Annotated in this window: 19 protein-coding genes and 1 pseudogene; 9 read left to right on the top strand and 11 right to left on the bottom strand. The window is 43.5% G+C overall.

Features of this window, described 5'->3' with window-relative positions:
* Positions 1–11: 11 nt before the first annotated feature.
* Positions 12–236 (top strand): cytosolic protein, encoded by a 225-nt coding sequence (locus LCY76_RS03820; RefSeq protein WP_248251533.1) that lies wholly within the window; start codon positions 12–14, stop codon positions 234–236.
* Between the two features lie 49 nt (positions 237–285).
* Here LCY76_RS03820 and LCY76_RS03815 read toward each other — a convergent pair whose 3' ends face one another.
* The 3 genes from LCY76_RS03815 to LCY76_RS03805 are packed head-to-tail and all read right to left on the bottom strand — an operon-like array spanning position 286 to position 2,456.
* Positions 286–1,047, bottom strand: coding sequence for an SDR family NAD(P)-dependent oxidoreductase (locus LCY76_RS03815; protein WP_248251532.1), 762 nt, complete (start codon positions 1,045–1,047; stop codon positions 286–288).
* Positions 1,044–2,141, bottom strand: coding sequence for an A/G-specific adenine glycosylase (gene mutY / locus LCY76_RS03810; RefSeq protein WP_248251531.1), 1,098 nt, complete (start codon positions 2,139–2,141; stop codon positions 1,044–1,046). Before mutY ends, LCY76_RS03815 begins: the two co-directional genes overlap by 4 nt.
* 3 nt (positions 2,142–2,144) lie before the next feature.
* A complete protein-coding gene (locus LCY76_RS03805) occupies positions 2,145–2,456 on the bottom strand; it encodes a hypothetical protein (RefSeq protein WP_053355663.1) in 312 nt (103 codons plus the stop codon).
* Positions 2,457–2,519: 63 nt separating this feature from the next.
* On the opposite strand from LCY76_RS03805, the gene LCY76_RS03800 reads away from it, so the two are divergent.
* Positions 2,520–3,518, top strand: a complete 999-nt coding sequence (locus tag LCY76_RS03800; protein WP_248251530.1) for a metal-dependent hydrolase — start codon at positions 2,520–2,522, stop codon at positions 3,516–3,518.
* A gap of 36 nt (positions 3,519–3,554) precedes the next feature.
* Here the strand turns inward: LCY76_RS03800 and LCY76_RS03795 are convergent, their stop codons facing one another.
* The gene (locus LCY76_RS03795) at positions 3,555–3,809 is read right to left on the bottom strand and encodes a YfhJ family protein (RefSeq protein WP_248251529.1); all 255 of its coding nucleotides are present in this window, start codon (positions 3,807–3,809) and stop codon (positions 3,555–3,557) included.
* Between the two features lie 102 nt (positions 3,810–3,911).
* On the opposite strand from LCY76_RS03795, the gene sspK reads away from it, so the two are divergent.
* Complete coding sequence (gene sspK, locus LCY76_RS03790) at positions 3,912–4,067, top strand: small, acid-soluble spore protein K (protein WP_053355666.1); 156 nt, start codon at positions 3,912–3,914, stop codon at positions 4,065–4,067.
* Between the two features lie 120 nt (positions 4,068–4,187).
* Here the strand turns inward: sspK and LCY76_RS03785 are convergent, their stop codons facing one another.
* Entirely contained in the window at positions 4,188–4,502 is a 315-nt protein-coding gene (locus LCY76_RS03785) for a YfhH family protein (RefSeq protein ID WP_248251528.1), read from the bottom strand.
* 79 nt (positions 4,503–4,581) lie between these two features.
* Between LCY76_RS03785 and LCY76_RS03780 the strand changes: the two genes are divergently transcribed.
* On the top strand, positions 4,582–5,250 hold the full coding sequence (locus LCY76_RS03780; RefSeq protein ID WP_248251527.1) for an SDR family NAD(P)-dependent oxidoreductase: 669 nt from the start codon (positions 4,582–4,584) through the stop codon (positions 5,248–5,250).
* Here the strand turns inward: LCY76_RS03780 and recX are convergent.
* From recX to LCY76_RS03765, 3 genes are all read right to left on the bottom strand, one after another.
* Positions 5,237–6,049, bottom strand: a complete 813-nt coding sequence (gene recX / locus LCY76_RS03775; RefSeq protein ID WP_248251526.1) for a recombination regulator RecX — start codon at positions 6,047–6,049, stop codon at positions 5,237–5,239. The two genes, LCY76_RS03780 and recX, sit on opposite strands and share 14 nt — an antisense overlap.
* 102 nt (positions 6,050–6,151) lie before the next feature.
* Positions 6,152–6,370 (bottom strand): YbdD/YjiX family protein, encoded by a 219-nt coding sequence (locus LCY76_RS03770; RefSeq protein WP_248251525.1) that lies wholly within the window; start codon positions 6,368–6,370, stop codon positions 6,152–6,154.
* On the bottom strand, positions 6,370–8,472 hold the full coding sequence (locus LCY76_RS03765; RefSeq protein WP_248251524.1) for a carbon starvation CstA family protein: 2,103 nt from the start codon (positions 8,470–8,472) through the stop codon (positions 6,370–6,372). Before LCY76_RS03765 ends, LCY76_RS03770 begins: the two co-directional genes overlap by 1 nt.
* Before the next feature lie 101 nt (positions 8,473–8,573).
* On the opposite strand from LCY76_RS03765, the gene LCY76_RS03760 reads away from it, so the two are divergent.
* From LCY76_RS03760 to LCY76_RS03740, 5 genes are all read left to right on the top strand, one after another.
* Positions 8,574–9,470, top strand: coding sequence for a TIGR01777 family oxidoreductase (locus LCY76_RS03760; RefSeq protein WP_248251523.1), 897 nt, complete (start codon positions 8,574–8,576; stop codon positions 9,468–9,470).
* 45 nt (positions 9,471–9,515) lie between these two features.
* Entirely contained in the window at positions 9,516–10,658 is a 1,143-nt protein-coding gene (locus LCY76_RS03755) for an amidohydrolase (RefSeq protein WP_248251522.1), read from the top strand.
* 190 nt (positions 10,659–10,848) lie between these two features.
* Positions 10,849–11,415, top strand: coding sequence for a GNAT family N-acetyltransferase (locus tag LCY76_RS03750; protein WP_248251521.1), 567 nt, complete (start codon positions 10,849–10,851; stop codon positions 11,413–11,415).
* 101 nt (positions 11,416–11,516) lie between these two features.
* On the top strand, positions 11,517–11,654 hold the full coding sequence (locus LCY76_RS03745; RefSeq protein WP_248251520.1) for a YfhE family protein: 138 nt from the start codon (positions 11,517–11,519) through the stop codon (positions 11,652–11,654).
* A 35-nt stretch (positions 11,655–11,689) separates the two neighbouring features.
* The gene (locus tag LCY76_RS03740; RefSeq protein WP_082683604.1) at positions 11,690–11,860 is read left to right on the top strand and encodes a YfhD family protein; all 171 of its coding nucleotides are present in this window, start codon (positions 11,690–11,692) and stop codon (positions 11,858–11,860) included.
* Between the two features lie 522 nt (positions 11,861–12,382).
* On the opposite strand, the gene rlmD is transcribed toward LCY76_RS03740, so the two are convergent.
* The 3 genes and pseudogenes from rlmD to LCY76_RS03725 all read right to left on the bottom strand — a co-directional run bounded on the left by rlmD (position 12,383) and on the right by LCY76_RS03725 (position 17,192).
* Complete coding sequence (gene rlmD / locus LCY76_RS03735; RefSeq protein WP_248251519.1) at positions 12,383–13,783, bottom strand: 23S rRNA (uracil(1939)-C(5))-methyltransferase RlmD; 1,401 nt, start codon at positions 13,781–13,783, stop codon at positions 12,383–12,385.
* A 99-nt stretch (positions 13,784–13,882) separates the two neighbouring features.
* Positions 13,883–14,706 (bottom strand): annotated as a pseudogene (gene pdaA, locus LCY76_RS03730) (delta-lactam-biosynthetic de-N-acetylase).
* 941 nt (positions 14,707–15,647) lie between these two features.
* On the bottom strand, positions 15,648–17,192 hold the full coding sequence (locus LCY76_RS03725) for a fumarate hydratase (RefSeq protein ID WP_248251518.1): 1,545 nt from the start codon (positions 17,190–17,192) through the stop codon (positions 15,648–15,650).
* Between the last annotated feature and the right edge of the window lie 4 nt (positions 17,193–17,196).

Here is a 17,196-nt window from a genome sequence, read left to right as displayed (position 1 = left end):
AGGTCGATCTTATGTACGTGGGCAGAGATATGACAGAATTAGATATGGTCGCTAAAACAGAATGGAAAGACAGTGAATTGGCATATTTTCATCAGTCTTTCCAACAAATTGCCCCCTATCTGAATGAGGAAGGAACAACGATACATCGTGAAATTATTAAAGAAATTGAATCCAGAGGAGGCCTTTCGAGTGATGAGGCCAGCTGGGAGAGAGGAACAACCCCGAAAGTGGATTAATGAAAAAAGCTGAGCCTGAATATTCAGGCTCAGCTTTTTTATTTACCAATTAAAAATTGCTGTAGGATTGCCCGCCGTCAACGTTTAACGTCGCTCCTATAACCCAGGATGCCCGGTCTGAAGAAAGGAACACAACCGTGTTGGCAATCTCTTCGACCGTACCAAACCGCTGTGCGGGTATATGCTGCTGTACATACTGGTTGATCTGTTCCGGGTTTTCCTTTAACCGTTTCTGCCAATTTCCAGTAGGGTGCAGCACTGATCCGGGAGCGACACCGCTGATCCGTACTCCATGCTGGATCATTTCATCAGCAAACGACTTAGTAAATGAGATGAGAGCCGCTTTGCTTCCGTTGTAAGTCGGTTTTCCGCCGGATTCCCTTCCGAAAATTGAGGAAATATTAATAATGGTTCCTTTTTCATTTTTAACCATGTATTCAGCCGCAAGCTTGCTCATTCCAACAGCGGATAAAAAATTAAGGTGAACCGCTTCTTCAAACTCCTCCATACTTGTTTCCATTACTGAAGATCCATTACTGCCTCCAGCATTATTGATTAAAATATCAATGCCGCCAAACTCCCCAATAAATTCACGTATGATTCGCTCCCTGTCCTCTCGGGATGTCACATCTCCCTGTAGAATGATGAGTTCGCCGTCCAATTCAGATTTTGCCTGTTCAAGGGTTTCTTGGCTGCGCCCGCAAATGCCGACAGATGCACCTTCTTCCAAAAATAGCTTGGCGATGCCCTTGCCTAAACCTTTTGAACCGCCAGTTATAAGTACCCGTTTGTTTTCCAGATATAGATTCATGCCGTCACCTCTTTTGCCAATTTGATGATTTTTTGATGTGATACCGGAAAAGGATACGACTCCATCTCTTCCAGCGTTACCCACTTTAAATCCGCAGCATCCATTGCTTCATGGCTGCATTGTCCTTCAAAAAGCTGTATGTTCCATTTCAAATGGGAAAATACGTGTTCTATGTTACTCACTTGATCGCCAACAGCAGCAGAAATACCCCATTCAGCTTCAATGAAAACCTTTAGATCCTCTTTCTCGCTTACTCCCCTCTTTTGAACAGGTACATTCGGAAATTCCCAAAGATTAGCAAGCAGCCCTTCTTTCGGTCTTTTATGAATCAGGTACTTCCCTTCTTGATTGCGTAAGATGAGCGCAGCCATATCCACATGTCTGATCTTTATTTTCTTTTCTTTTACAGGGAGTTCTTTCTGTCTTCCTTGATCAAAAGCCCTGCAGTGCTCCTGAACAGGACAGATCAGGCAAGCCGGTGATTTTGGCGTGCAAATGAGAGCTCCAAGCTCCATAAGCGCCTGATTAAACGAAGAAGGGTCTTCTTTCGAAATCAATTTTCGAACAGCATCTTCAAACAGCATTCTTGTTTTAGCTTTTCCAATATCCTCATAGATGAGCAGGATCCTGGAGAGCACCCTCATCACATTGCCATCTACCGCAGGTTCAGGTACTCCGTAAGCAATACTTAAGATCGCTCCTGCCGTATACGGCCCAACACCCTTAAGCTTTGATATTTCATCGGCTGTATCGGGTATTGTCCCTCCATATTGCTCGGCGACTTCTCTTACTGCGGTTTGCAAATTACGAACACGGGAATAATAACCTAAACCCTCCCATGCCTTTAAAACCTTTTCTTCATCCGCTTCTGCCAGGTCGGTAAGGGTAGGAAATAAAGACAAGAAACGGTTAAAGTAAGGAATGACAGTATCCACGCGGGTTTGCTGCAGCATGATTTCGGAAACCCATACTCTATATGGATCCTGGTTCAATCTCCAGGGAAGATCGCGTTGATGCTCTTGATACCAGTTAATTAGATCCTGCTGGAAACCTTGAACTGGAAAGTCTTCAATATATGTTTCAGAACGATTCACGTATTACTCACCTTTCTTTTCAAATGCCCAGCAATGGAGTTTGGACAGTCCGCCCGAAATCATCTGATCAAGCGGTCCATATACCGAATGGCCTTTTAAAAGCCTGAGCTGCTTTAAAGAGTGATATACCTCAGAACCTTCAACATCAAAACTTTCAACATAGAGAGAGTCTTGATCCAGGGCTTTGAGCCAGGAGGTATTGCGGGCGCCGTCTTTCATTAATTCAATCAGCACATTTTGCATATGAGCTTCATATTGTTCAATTATGTCAGGTTTTACTTTATACTCGATAAACACCGTTAATTTTTGATTCATGATTGGTCCTCCAATTTTAAACAATTATCGCAATTATCTTATATGAGTTAGGAGGTGTGTGTATTGGATACTGGAACCCATGTTGTAATGGGATTAGGGCTCGGCGGATTAGCCATGCTTGATCCGGTTGTCTCTGCAGATCCAATAACCGCCCATGCTGTACTCCTCGGTACATTGGTTGGTTCACAAGCACCAGATTTTGATACCATTCTAAAATTAAGAAACAATGCCGTCTATATCCGCAACCACAGGGGAATTACTCATTCTGTGCCTGCTCTTTTTATCTGGCCGGCCCTGTTGTCATTGATCATATACCTGTTTGTTCCGAACTCAAACGGCCTTCATTTATGGCTGTGGACGTCATTGGCCGTATTTTTACATGTATTTGTAGATATATTTAATGCTTATGGTACGCAAGCACTCTATCCCTTCTCAAAAAAATGGGTAGCGCTCGGTGTAATCAGCATTTTTGATCCGTTTATTTTCATTATCCATATTGCCGGTCTGTTGCTTTGGTATATCGGCTTTGATCCTGGAATTACATTTTCTGCCGTGTATTTGATCATGGCAGGCTACTATCTCCTCAGAATCTGGAAAAGGTACAAAATAGCACAGATCGTTCGGAGGAATATTCCTGAGACAATCGAAGTCATTGCTTCTCCAACGCTAAAATGGAGCCAGTATCATCTTGCTATTAAAACAAAGCACCAGTTTTTCGTTGCCAATATTAAACAAGGCCGTCTCAAGGTTCTCGACACATTTGACCGTGTGGAAGTTCCTGACACTAAAATCATTCAGGCTGCGAGAGAAGACAAGAATATTTCAGCGTTCCTTTCTTTCTCCCCGGTCTATCGGTGGGAAGTTGAAAAAAACAACCATGGACATGAAGTGCGTTTTATCGATCTCCGCTATAGAAGCAAAGGGCATTATCCCTTTGTTGCACTAGTCCAGCTTGATGAGGATCTAGAAGTCATTACATCCTATACCGGCTGGGTATACAGCGAGGACCGATTGCGCAAAAAGATGGACTTTACTCCATCCAAGCTTCTAAAAAATGAGTGATGAAGGAAATGTTCCTTCATCACTTTTTTTATGCTGTCACTGCTCTTTTTTTAGGTGTTTGAACTTCGGATTCATGGTCTGGTATTCATGCAGTTTGTGGCCGTAGCTCGTAATCCATTGCACGACCATCTCTTCTGTTTTATTTTTGCCGCCATATTCATAGCCGGCCTTGGCTCTTGTTGACTCAAAATCCTCCCAAAGCCCTTCGATCCAGCTTCTTGCTTCTTCATAGGTCAAATTTTGATTCTTATCTAATAAATTGCGGGCAAGCCGGTCAAATCTATCCTCCATTTTTACTTCCTCCTTATCCATTATTTTGCCGTTTCTGGCTCACATTAAAGGGTTTTATTCAAACCATACTAGGTGAGAACCGATTTTAAGGAGGGCTAATCGATGCGAAACAAAGCTAAAAACTTCCCTAATCGGATCTCCTTCTCAGGTGAGCCGAGAGCCAAAGAAGAATTTTCTTCAAAACGGCCAGATGGATCCATTCAAGATCGACCACAGGAACGAATGTTTTTATCCAATCGACACCGAGACGATCAATAGTTCTTGCGGTTATGATGGATGCCGGACCAAACGGCAATGCCAATAAGGCTTACATTCAAACACGCAAGCATTATTAGTGCCGGAAAAAGAAGCGGCTTACCCCGCTTCTTTTTTCATTATTTATGATGGCTGTACCAGCATCGCAATAGGAAATGCTTCGAGTTCATGAGATTCATTCCTGTACCCCCAAGCAAAAATTCCGTTCATATACAATATTTTAAATGTTGAGCCCGGATCTCCTTGAATGGGATACGTTTCACCTGCTTCAAAGACAGATGGATCAAGCAGATAAGACTTTGCCATCGTAATTTTTCGTTCATAGACAGAAAACTCACTGATCATTCCCATCTGCTCTGCTTTTTGGGCTTTTGCATGAAGATCTGCAATTTCGGCTGTCAGTTCTGTTTTTGTCATTTCGCTATATCTTTTTTCCATGGTGCGCCTCCGTTCTTCTGTGCTTTTAGTATAATAAATATTGGTTAAGAATCCAAACGTATCGGAGTGGTGAATTTTTATGAAATCAGTGATTATAACGGGAGGCGGCTCAGGTTTAGGGGCAGCCCTTGCAGATGAATATGCAAAGCAATATAAAGTGATCTTGATCGGGCGTTCCTTAAAGAAGCTTAACTCTGTTGCTGACAGCCTTGCAGCACAAGGTTTTGAAGCAGAAAGCTGCGTTTGCGACATAACATCCATGGAAGAAGTAAAACATGTTTTCGATCAGCTTTTTCAGCGTGAAGATGTACATATGCTCATTAATAATGCCGGTTCCGGAATCTTTGGCCCTTTGGAGGAACTGAGTGTGGATGAGATTGAAACGATGCTTGATACAAATGTAAAGGGGACTATTTTTACCGCAAAGACTTGTTTGCCTTTCTTTAAAGACAAACAAGAAGGAAGAATCATGAACATTATTTCTACTGCAGGCCTGAGAGGCAAAGTGAATGAATCGGTGTATTGCGCCAGCAAGTTTGCGGTCAGAGGTTTCACGGAAAGCCTCGTCAAAGAGCTGGATGGAACAGGCATTCAAGTAACTGCCGTCTACATGGGGGGGATGGATACTCCTTTTTGGGACCATTCGGATCATGTGAAAGACAAATCCCGCTTCAAGACACCAGAGCAGGTGGCACTTCAAATCGCTGCGGAAGACCATGGGCAGCCTGAGATTTTTATTGATCGATAAGGCCGGACTCTAATATTTCCTCGATTAAAGCAATTGGAAACCCTTTACCGTATAAATGCTGCTTCATTTTGTTTTTATATTGCAGACCTGAAAATTTTTTATAGCGTTTGTGAGCTTTATTGGCATGCTTTAGCAAAGCTTCCTTTTCCTCTTGTTCTGTGCTGCCAAGATCAACCGTTCGAAGAGCTTCTTCTATCACTTCCCAGGAGTATCCTTTTTGCTGGAGCTGCTGGGAAACTTTATTTTTCCTCTCACTGCTTGATATTCCTTTGCTTTGGTTTGATTTCTTTTGAGCGAAATTAATCGCTGATTCTAATTGTTCTTCATAAGGAAATTCCTTTAATGCTGTTTCCATATGCTCGGAAGATATCCCTTTTTGGATAAGTTCTCTCGCAATAACGCCTGTCCCTTTGGATGTCGTATTCTTTCTTGTCCTAACAAGCATTTTTGCAAATTCAGCATTATCCAGGTATTTATATTCTATAAGCCGTTTAATGACTTCTTCAATTACACTGTCCTCATATTCACTTTTCTTTAAATAGTCATGTACTTCTTTTTCTGATCTCATACGGAAAGACAGGAACTGCAAAGCCCTGTTAAAGCCTTTTTTGATCTCATCTTCATACAATACAGAGCTTAACTCTCCCGTATTGATTTCCAGTCCTTTTTTGAGCTTATACTTTATGAGAATATCCGTATCAACGCTGAAACCGAACTCTTCTCCATTTCCCTGATCAATAAAAACATTAAAACGGTCGCTGTTCTTTTTTTGCGTTGTGATCTTTGTAATTAAGGCCATTTTCTTCTTCACCTCATTTTCTTTATTTTAACATAGCCCCTTCTGCCATTGCTGTTATAGAGGTTTAAAAAAAGCCCGCATAAACAAATGCGGGCTTCCTTTCTAACAGCACCTTTTTGCGGATGCTCCGTATTTTTTGTTAAGAAAGTCTTTAAAGAATTCAGCCTCGGTAGGAGGAGCGACTTCCGGGTGATTCATTTGAATGTGTTTGACATAGGATTCATAGTCCGGAAGATTGGAGATTCCTTTGCTGATTTTTCGGATCACGCCTGCAACGTCTCTGATCCTCTTGATGACGGAACGGAGATTTTGCTGTTTCATTAAGACACCTCGCTTATATTGGTTTGCTTAAACGGCTCCTCACTTGTCGGAAGTTCTTCCTTTTTAAACCATACTTTCCCCCATATTCTCATAGCATCAATCAACACTCCAAGAATAAGAAGCATGAAGATTCCAGTCAGCACAGCATTAAGCTGGTTGTTGAAAATAATCTGCTTGGCCGCTTCTGCAGTTGGAATAGTCGGCGGCAATTTCCCGGCATCCAGCGCTTGCTGAGTGACTTCAGCTTGTTTCAAAAAGCCGATTTTGGGAAGCGAGGAGAAAATTTTCTGCCATCCTGCTGTAAACGTTACAATCATCAGCCAAGCCAGCGGAGCCAGTGTTACCCAGCAGTACTTGGTCTTGCCCATTTTTATGATGACTGTCGTGGCTACGATTAAAGCGATCGCAGCGAGCATCTGATTCGTGATTCCGAATAACGGCCAAAGCGTGTTGATTCCGCCAAGCGGATCGGTCACTCCCACGACAAGGAAGTAGCCCCATCCGGCGACAACAAGGGCACTGGTGATATAAACAGCAGGCATCCAGTCTGTTCTGCCAAGCGGTTTATAGATGTTGCCCAGCAGATCCTGCAGCATGAACCTCCCCACCCTTGTTCCGGCATCAATGGTCGTTAATATGAACACTGCTTCAAAAAGAATAGCAAAATGATACCAGAAGGCCATGAGTTCTGGACCGCCTACGATCTTAGAAAAGATGTGGGCCATCCCCACAGCAAGCGATGGCGCTCCTCCCGTCCTTGAAAGAATCGACTCTTCATCCACCTGCTGGGCGATCGTGTTAATCTCATCTGCATTGACAGAGAATCCCCAGGAAGAAATAGTGGTTGCTGCGGCGCTCACCTCGGTCCCAATCGCTGCAGCAGGAGAGTTAATGGCAAAGTATACTCCCGGTGATAAAAGAGTGGCTGCTACAAGAGCCATCACCGCTACAAAAGATTCTGTCAGCATCCCTCCGTAACCGATCATGTTGGCATGCTTTTCATTAGCGATCAGCTTTGGTGTCGTCCCGGATGATATCAAAGAATGGAATCCAGAAACCGCACCGCAGGCAATCGTAATAAAGAGGAACGGAAATAAGTTTCCTGAAAATACTGGTCCTGTTCCATCCACAAATTTTGTTAGAGCCGGCATTTTAATTTCAGGCATAACGATAAAGATGCCGATAGCGAGCATAGCTATAACTCCTACCTTTAAGAAGGTGCTCAAGTAATCCCTTGGGGCCAAAAGGAGCCAGACGGGAAGTACAGAGGCAAGAAAACCGTAAACAATCATCATGATGGCAATTGTTTTGCCTTCAAATGTAAACATTGGAGCCAGGGTTGCAGAGTCAGCCACCCACTGGCCGCTCAGCAAAGCAAAAATCAAAAGAGCAAATCCAATGAGGGAGGCTTCTCCTACCTTTCCCGGCCGGAGAAATTTCATATAGATACCCATAAATAAAGCGATCGGAATCGTCATTGCAATGGTGTACATGCCCCATGGACTCGCTTTTAAAGCGTTTACAACAACAAGCCCTAAAACAGCAATGAGAATGATCATGATTGCAAATACTCCGACAAGGGCAAGATAGCCTCCAACAGGCCCTATTTCTTCCCTTGCAATTTCACCGATCGATTTGCCTTTTCGGCGCATGGAGATGATTAAAATGACGAAATCCTGGACACAGCCCGCAAGCACGGCTCCCGCAATAATCCAGATTGTTCCCGGAAGATACCCCATCTGTGCGGCAAGCGTAGGACCTACAAGGGGTCCAGCTCCAGCAATCGCGGCAAAATGATGTCCGTAGAGCACCCACTTGTTGGTAGGCACATAATCCTTTCCATCACTGTATCTCTCTGCAGGTGTGGCCCGTTTTTTATCCAAACCAAAGATTTTATTTGAGATAAAACGGGAATAAAACCGGTAAGCAACTGCGTATGTAGCCAGCGATGCCACGACAAACCAAATGGCATTAATGTGCTCGTCCCTCTGCAGGGCAATGACGGACAGACTTAATCCCCCTGCAAGAGCGATCGCAATCCAAATAATTGTCTTTGTGAAAGGATTGCTTTTCTTTTTAATGGTGCTCGGCTGTGTTTCCATTATGCTCCCCCTTAAAAGATTGATATAATTACAGGGACAATTATAACAAATATTCTTAATATTTAAAATAACTTGAAATTTCGGCTGAAGGAGGATATAGCATGAAGATTGCAATTACAGGAGGTACCGGGCTGATCGGCTCGGCAGTAACAAACCTCCTTCTTTCCAAGAATCATGATGTATACATCTTAACACGGTCAAAAAAAGAGGCTGTTGACTCAAAATTGCATTATGTAGAGTGGCTTGGAGATTCCAGTGTTCCTGAAAAAGAGCTTTCCGGTATCGACGCCTTTATTAACCTTGCGGGTGAAAGCATCAATGGCCGCTGGACGGAGGAAAAAAAGAAAAAAATTATGAAAAGCCGAATGAAAGCAACGGATGAGGTCCTCCGCATTCTTGCCAAACTCCCTGAAAAACCTTCTGTACTGGTCAATGCTTCAGCTGTTGGTTACTACGGCACTGCTGAACAGGAGCGCTTTACAGAACGATCGGAACCTAAAAATGAAAATTTTTTATCAGAAGTGGCACAAAAGTGGGAACAAAAAGCGGAGAAGGCATCTGAGCTGGAAATCAGGACTGTATTCACTCGTTTTGGAGTAATCCTCAGTGAAAAAGGAGGAGCTCTCTCCCAGATTGAAATGCCCTATAAGTTCTTTGCCGGGGGCAGAATCGGATCCGGAAGACAGTGGATATCATGGATTCATCTTGAAGACGCGGCAAGGCTTATTGCATATGCTATTGAATCAGACATTGAGGGCCCATTAAATGTTACTGCACCTTTTCCTGTACAGAACAATGATTTCGGAAAAGAATTGGGAGAAACCATAGAACGTCCTCACTGGCTGCCCGCTCCCGCTTTCGCAATCAGAGCCTTGCTCGGTGAGATGAGTGTACTCATCCTTGAAGGACAGCATGCCTATCCTGAAAAAGCGCTTCAAGGCGGGTTTCAATTCCGCTTTCCAAGACTTCAGGAAGCATTAAAGAATTTACTGAAATAAGATACAATATAACTAGGAATAAAAAGAAAATTAGGTGAATGCAGATTGAAAATACTGATCAAAGGGGCAAAAATTTATCCGATCACCTCTCCCGTATTGCAAAAAGGTGATATTTTAATCCAAAACGGAAAAATTAAACAACTCGCACCTTCTATTGTTGAGACATCGGATATGGAAATAATCCATGCGAAAGGCAACTATCTCCTGCCAGGACTGATCGACGTTCATACTCATTTGGGCTTGTATGATGAAGGCACAGGCTGGGCCGGTAACGATGCGAATGAAACAAACGAAGTACTTACTCCCCATATTCGGGCGATCGATGGCTGCCATCCGCTGGACAGCGGGTTTCAGGATGCCATCAAGCATGGCATTACAACCGTCCACATTATGCCTGGCAGTGCTAATGTAATCGGAGGTACGACATCCGTCATCAAGACAGCTGGAAAAGACATTCGAAAAATGCTGATTAAAGAGCTCGCAGGGTTGAAGCTCGCACTCGGTGAAAATCCGAAACGGATTCACAGCGGCAGGGAAAATAACTCCATTACACGGATGGGAATCATGGGGATGCTCCGGGAAGCTTTTTACCATGCAAAAAGCTCTTCTTTTACAGAGGATTTAAGGATTGCCCCCCTGCTAGCAGCTTTGAACCGTGAAATTCCTGTAAGGATTCACGCTCATCGTGCGGATGATATCCTTTCGGCCCTGCGGCTGGCAGATGAATTCCATCTTGATCTCCGTATTGAACATTGCACGGAAGGCCATTTAGTTGCCGAGGAGCTGTCTGGCCGGGGTCTCCAAGTTTCAGTAGGTCCAACCCTAACGAGAAGATCCAAGATTGAGCTAAAGAACAAGACATGGGAAACGTATAAGATCTTGGCAGATCACGGCATTGAAGTATCCATTACAACGGATCATCCATATACGCCGATTCATTACTTGAATGTCTGCGCGGCTCTTTCCGTCCGCGAAGGCCTAAGTGAAGAAAATGCCCTGCGGGGGATTACCATCAACCCAGCAAAGAACCTTGGCGTAGCCGACCGAATCGGCAGCCTTGAGCCCGGAAAAGATGCGGATATCAGCCTCTGGACGGAGCATCCTTTTCATTTTTCTTCCCTTCCGGTAATGACCATGATCGATGGAAAAATAATGTATAAAAATAACCAATATTTTCACAAAAAATAAACAAAAAAACTATTTTCTTTTTTAGAAAAATATCTTATGATTCAAGTATAAATGAATATGCAAAAACCATAGGGAAGGCAATTGGTGCGCCACCAGAATTTCTGGTCCTAGTGGGTTCGATTCCCACCCCGAATTAATTTTTATTCTTAATTCGAGGGTGGGATTTTTCTGCCCTCTAGGAGGGGTTAAATTGTTAAAAAAGCGTGATTTAAACGATTGTCATGTTCTTTTCAATTTAATGGCGCACCCGGATGTCTTTCCTTTTGTTCGGCAAAAAACCGATTCTTTTGAGGAGTTTATGTTTCTTACGAAGCAAACGATTGAAGAAGAAGAGCGAGGGGAAACGATTTCCAGAACCATTATGGATGAGTGGTATAACCCAATCGGAGCCATCAGCTTGTACGATATTCAAGAAGGCTGTGGATTTCTGGGCACATGGATTGGGCAGCCGTATTTTGGCAAGGGCTACAATAAACTTGCCAAAGAAAGTTTTCTGTCCGAACTGTTTTACGAAAAGGATATTCAAACGGTCTTTATGCGGATTCGGAAAAACAATCTGCGTTCGCGAAAAGCGGCAGAAAAAATTCCGTATGTCACATTAGCGAATGAATCACGGGCTGACATCTATGAGCAGCTGAACCGTAAAGAGGATCTTTATAACCTGTATCAGATTGAAAAAGACAACTACATGCTTCATCAGTTAAGAAATCAAAATCAGACAGATGTTTATGAAGAAAATCACCTGAAAGAAGCTTAAATAATTGGCGTCGTTTAAGCCAAACTATAAAGGGGATGGCTCAGTAAGTTATAAACTTGCCGGGTTATCTTCTTTTTATTTTCTAGAAGGGGGAAACGGGCATGAAAAGTAAAAAACGCCAAGCTGAAGAGCGGAACGCCGATCTGACCAAAACACAGGAAATGCTCTATAAAGAAGAAATGAAATCAGCAGATGGAGCAGGGAAAAACGCGTCCCCTTCTTCCCAGCAAACAAGATAGCTTTAAAAAAAGTACCTAATGAGGAGGCTTCACTCATGGATCATGAAAAGAACCAGTTAAGTAATGCACAGGATGGCCTGACAGAAGCAGATCAGATGCAGCCTCAGGGTGTAGATGTTCAATACTCTTCTGAGGTTGCTGACCAGGACGACCGTGAAGCATTAGAACGTGCCGAAGAAGCAGATCGCCGCCAACTTAATCAATAAAGATGTGAAAAGCTCTTCCTCGATAGGAAGGGCTTTTTCTAAAAAACTTTTATGGGAAACTTTATGGCTTGTGGGTAATGTTATCCACAGGATGTTAATATCGTGGATAACTTTTATTCTTTTTATAGACTTTGTAAATTTTTTGACGAATATTGGGGCTTTTATAATTTTTTCATTATTTTACATATGCACAAGCAGTGGATAACATTGTGGATTGTGTGAATATGTCAGAAAATATCGATTTATAAAATACTTTTCAACAAACATTGTGGATAACAGAACCCTACCTTCCTGCCTGTCTTGAAGGTCAGTATCTTTATGGTTATAATTAGAAAATATTAACATAAAGTAAGCTGAACAATGAGGATATTCAGAAAGGTTTATCTTTTTATCTATGTCATCTTAACGATTAGCGCATTAAGCAAGGATCTTCCATGGCCAAGTCTGATCGTGGGTATTGCAGGTTATTGCCTCCATCTCTATATCCATGTAAAAGAGAAAGGGAATGACTCCCTTTCTCTTTTATTTCTCCCAGACAAGTGAACAAACCACTTCGACATGAGCCGTATGAGGAAACATATCCACAGGTGTCAGGCTTTCAACTTTAAACCCTTCACTTATCAACATGTGGACATCTTTTGCCAAGGTGGATGGGTTGCATGAAACATAAACCATTCTCTTCGGCTTAATCTTCCCTACTGTTTTTAAGAAGGCCTGATCACAGCCCGTTCTAGGAGGATCAACCACAATAACGTCCGGCTGCCATCCTTCTTTCAGCCACATCGGAAGAATTTCCTCTGCTTTGCCCGTCTCATAATGTGTGTTCGAAAATCCATGCCTTTTCGCGTTTTCTTTTGCATTTCGTATCGACTCATCGATGACGTCCATCCCTCTGACTTCACGCGCATCTGGAGCAAGCCAGAGCCCGATCGTTCCAGCTCCGCAATACGCGTCCACAATTTTTTCTGTACCAGTCAGTTTCGCAGCTTTCTTCGCCTCATCATACAATTTTACCGTTTGCTTAGGATTCAGCTGAAAGAATGCACGAGCCGACAGATCAAATGACAATTCACCTAATTGTTCACCGATGGTTTCCGGTCCTTCCAATGAAATCGTTTGATCGCCGAAAATGATGGATGTTTTCTTATCATTCACGTTTTGAACGATGGAAGTAATATTCGGAATCCGTTTCTTGATTTCTGACACAAGCAGTTCTTTACGAGGAATCTTTTTTTGAGCCGTTACTAAGACCAGCTGTGTTTCCCCTGTTTCAAAGCCTGTCCTTACGACGATCGTTCTGATGATCCCCGTGCGTTTTTTCTCATGATAAATGGAGATGTTCAGATCCTCCAGAATTTTTTTCACAGCATTGGTTACGCGAACCGTCTCGGGATGCTGTACCATGCACTGATCTAGATCGATAATGTGATGAGAATTTAGTCCATAGAGCCCCGCGATGACCTTGTCTTTATCTTTAGCTGCTTGAAGCTGGCTCTTGTTGCGGTATTCCCAAGGGTGTTCCATGCCAATGGTTGATTTAAGCGGCAGATCTTCCGGTTTTATTTTCGTATAGCGCTCAAAGGCCTGACGGACTACATCCTGCTTCTCTCTCAGCTGTCCTGCATAGCTGAGATGCTGAAGCTGGCAGCCGCCGCATTGTTCATAAATCGGACAAGGCGGATCAACCCGGTCTTTTGATTTTTTGCGGATGCTTTTTACTTTTGCTTCCGCCCGATTGGGATAAACATTTTCAATCTGCGCGGTTATTTCTTCCCCAGGAAGAGCACCTGGAACAAAAACAACCGTGCGTTTATAAAAACCAACTCCCTCACCATTAATGCCGAGGCGTTTAATTTTGAGTGAGATGGTTTGCCCTTTATTTAATGCTGTTTTTTGTTTGTGGTTGGCTGTTTCTTTTGCCATAGCCATTCACTTCTCTCAAAATAATTTTTTCGATCCATTATAGCATTGTTTACACCTTGTTCCCACTAACATGTCCAAACAGATGAAAAAAAGCCTTGATCAAGGCTTTTTAGGTGTTTGCTTCAAAGGTTTATCCAACTTGTTTTTTGAAGCCAGATCATCCAGGCTCCTGAAAGTGTATCCCCGCTTCTTAAGATCATCTATCGCTTTTCCGAGAGCTTCAGCATTGTCTCTTGAAACAGTGTGCAGCAAAAGAATACAACCAGGGTGAATTTGTTTCATGATGTGGTTATAGGAGTATTGCCATCCTTGCTGGCGGTTAACATCCCAATCAACAAACGCGAGCGACCAAAACACATGCGTATATCCCAATTGTTTGGATAGAGCGATTGAACGCTCACTGAATACACCTCTTGGCGGACGAAGATAATGCATATCTTTTTTCCAGTTAGCTTTGTGTATTTATCCTTAACCGCTGTCAATTCTTCTTCCATACGCTGCCCGCTGATTGTCGTCATATCCGGATGATGATTGGTATGGTTTCCGACAATATGGCCTTCATTTGCCATTCGTTTAATCAGATCAGGGTGAGTGTTAATAAAATGTCCGGTAACAAAGAATGCCGCCGGAACTTTTCTGCTCTTTAGCGTGTCGAGGACATCGTCTGTGTAGCCGTTCTCGTATCCGTTATCAAATGTGAGATAAATTTCTTTTCGATTGGGATCACCAATATACATGCCATCATATCTTTTCAACAGCAGCACATAGCGTTGATCCGTCGTCGGCGGTACTTCATTTCCTCTCTTCTGGAAATACCATTCGTACCGTGTATTAGAAGAATCCCCATGTGCAGCTTGTGCTGTATTGCTGGCGATCATGAGAAAAACAGCGGCAATTATTAAATGAATTCCCCATTTTTTCATGTCCGTTCACTCCTCTCCATGCTTTTTATATCATGTACTATTAGTTTTCTTTTTCTGATTTAAAAGCATACAAGGGAGTATCTGCCATGTTGGCTAGTAAAAACACTTGTTAGGACCGTTTTCATTCTCGAAATGAGCTTGTTTATTCTCGAAAAAGACTAACACATCCTTTTATTCTCGAACCGTTTATACGCGACATCATTCGACGCATTTAGCCACGTTGAATTTGTCGAATGCGCAATCAAATTAAAAATAAAAAAAGATTGTTGCTTAGGGAACATTTTGTGAAAAACATTCATTGATCAGTTGATTGGAGTGCAAGGTGCGAGACTCCTGCGGGGGTAGCGTGACAGGTAAGACCCAAAGGCGCTTGCGCCGTGGGGCTTAACGCACGCCCCGCGGAAAGCGAGTAGCCTGAAACGAAAATCAACCACTCCTAAGGAGCAACAATGGTTACGAAACAGCCTTTCTAAAAGATTGTTGCTTAGGGAACATTTTTGCAAAGAATCTTCATTGGCAAGTTGATTGGAGTGTAAGGTGCGAGACTCCTGCGGGGGTAGCGTGACAGGTAAGACCCAAAGGCGCTTGCGCCGTGGGGCTTAACGCACGCCCCGCGGAAAGCGAGTAGCCTGAAACGAAAATCAACCACTCCTAAGGAGCAACAATGGTTACGAAACAGCCTTTCTAAAAGATTGTTACTTAGGGAACATTTTTGCAAAGAATCTTCATTGGCAAGTTGATTGGAGTGTAAGGTGCGAGACTCCTGCGGGGAAGCGTGGCAGATGAGACACGCAGGCGCTTGCGCCGAGTGGCTCAGCGCTCGCCCCGCGGAAAGCGAGCAGCCTGAAACGGAGATCAACCACTTTCAATAGCAACAAACAAAGGTTGCGAAAACAGCCAAATAAAAAAAGCCGCTCCTGAGAGGCGGCTTCAATCTTACCTTATTTGAATACAGGTTCCTTAAATTGTGAAAGCTTCTCAAGAGAAGAGCTTTCCACATCTTGATGAAGGCTGTTTCCATGAGAATCCATTGTAACAACCGCTGTGAAACCTTTAACGTTAATGTGCCACATTGCTTCTGGAATACCGAATTCCATCAGGTCTACGCCTTCTACCTTCTGCATGCATTCCGCATAGTATTGGGCAGCTCCGCCGATGGCATTCAAATAAACACCGCCATGATCGCCAAGCGCCTGAAGAGTCTTTTTGCCCATTCCGCCTTTACCGATAACCGCACGAATACCAAACTTTTTCATGATGTCACCTTGATACGGCTCTTCACGAATAGATGTCGTAGGACCAGCAGCTTTTACGACCCAGTTTCCTTCTTCATCCTTCGCCATTACCGGACCGCAATGGTAGATGATCTGACCGTTCAAATCAACTGGTGCGTCATGATCTGTTAAATATTTATGGATTGCGTCACGGCCCGTATGCATCATGCCATTGATGGTGACAACATCACCGACACGAAGCTCACGGATTTGTTCTTCCGTAATCGGTGCTTCGAGTGTCACTTGACGGACTTCTGCTTTTTCTTCAAGGGCAGCTGCCGCTTCTTCTTTCATCTTGTCGAAGTCGACTTCTTCACCTTCTTGGTAGAGCCATTCTTGAATTTCACCGGAAACCGGATCAACTTTAACGCCTAGACGGCGGTAAGCCCAGCAATTGTAAGCTACAGATACAAAAAAGCTGGCAGGAATACGATTGATGACTCCAACTTTACAGCCAAGAAGCGTTGTTTCTCCACCAAAGCCCATCGTTCCGATTCCAAGCTTGTTGGCGTTTTCCATCACGTATTCTTCAAGCTTGCGAAGATTTTCGTTAGGATTTACATCTTCCGCAGAACGGAAAAGCATTTCTTTTGCCAGTTCATATCCGCTTGTACGGTCTCCGCCGATGCCGACACCGATGAAGCCAGCGCTGCATCCCTGTCCTTGTGCCTGATAAACGGAATGCATGATGCATTTTCTGATGCCATCCAGGTCACGTCCAGCACGTCCAAGGCCTTCAAGCTCCGCAGGAAGGCTGTATTGAATATTTTTATTCTCACAGCCGCCGCCTTTTAAAATTAAACGAACATCAATGTAATCTTCTTCCCATTGTTCAAATTTAATAACAGGTGTACCTTCACCCAAATTGTCTCCGCTGTTATCCCCGGTTATGGAGTCAACAGAGTTCGGGCGCAGCTTGGCATCACTGGTCGCTTCAGCAACTGCTTTTTTGATCGCCTTTTTCATTTCAATCTGGTTCACATTGACCGGAACCTTAATTTTAAACGTCGGCAGCCCAGTATCCTGACAGATCGGCGAAACATTTTCATCCGCCATCTTAATGTTTTTTGTAATCGTTTCTAGAGACATCGCAGCACGGGTTCCTGCGTTCTCCCGTATCTTTGCTGCCGCAATGGCTCTACGTACGTCTTTCGGCAAGTTTGTGGATGTTTCCACGATCAGCTTATACATGCTCTCCTGAAACTTTTCCATGCTC

Source organism: Fictibacillus marinisediminis (assembly GCF_023149135.1).
GTDB lineage: Bacteria > Bacillota > Bacilli > Bacillales > Fictibacillaceae > Fictibacillus_C > Fictibacillus_C marinisediminis.
The sequence above is the reverse complement of the archived record's forward strand: the minus strand, read 5'-3'. Positions and strand labels throughout refer to the sequence as shown.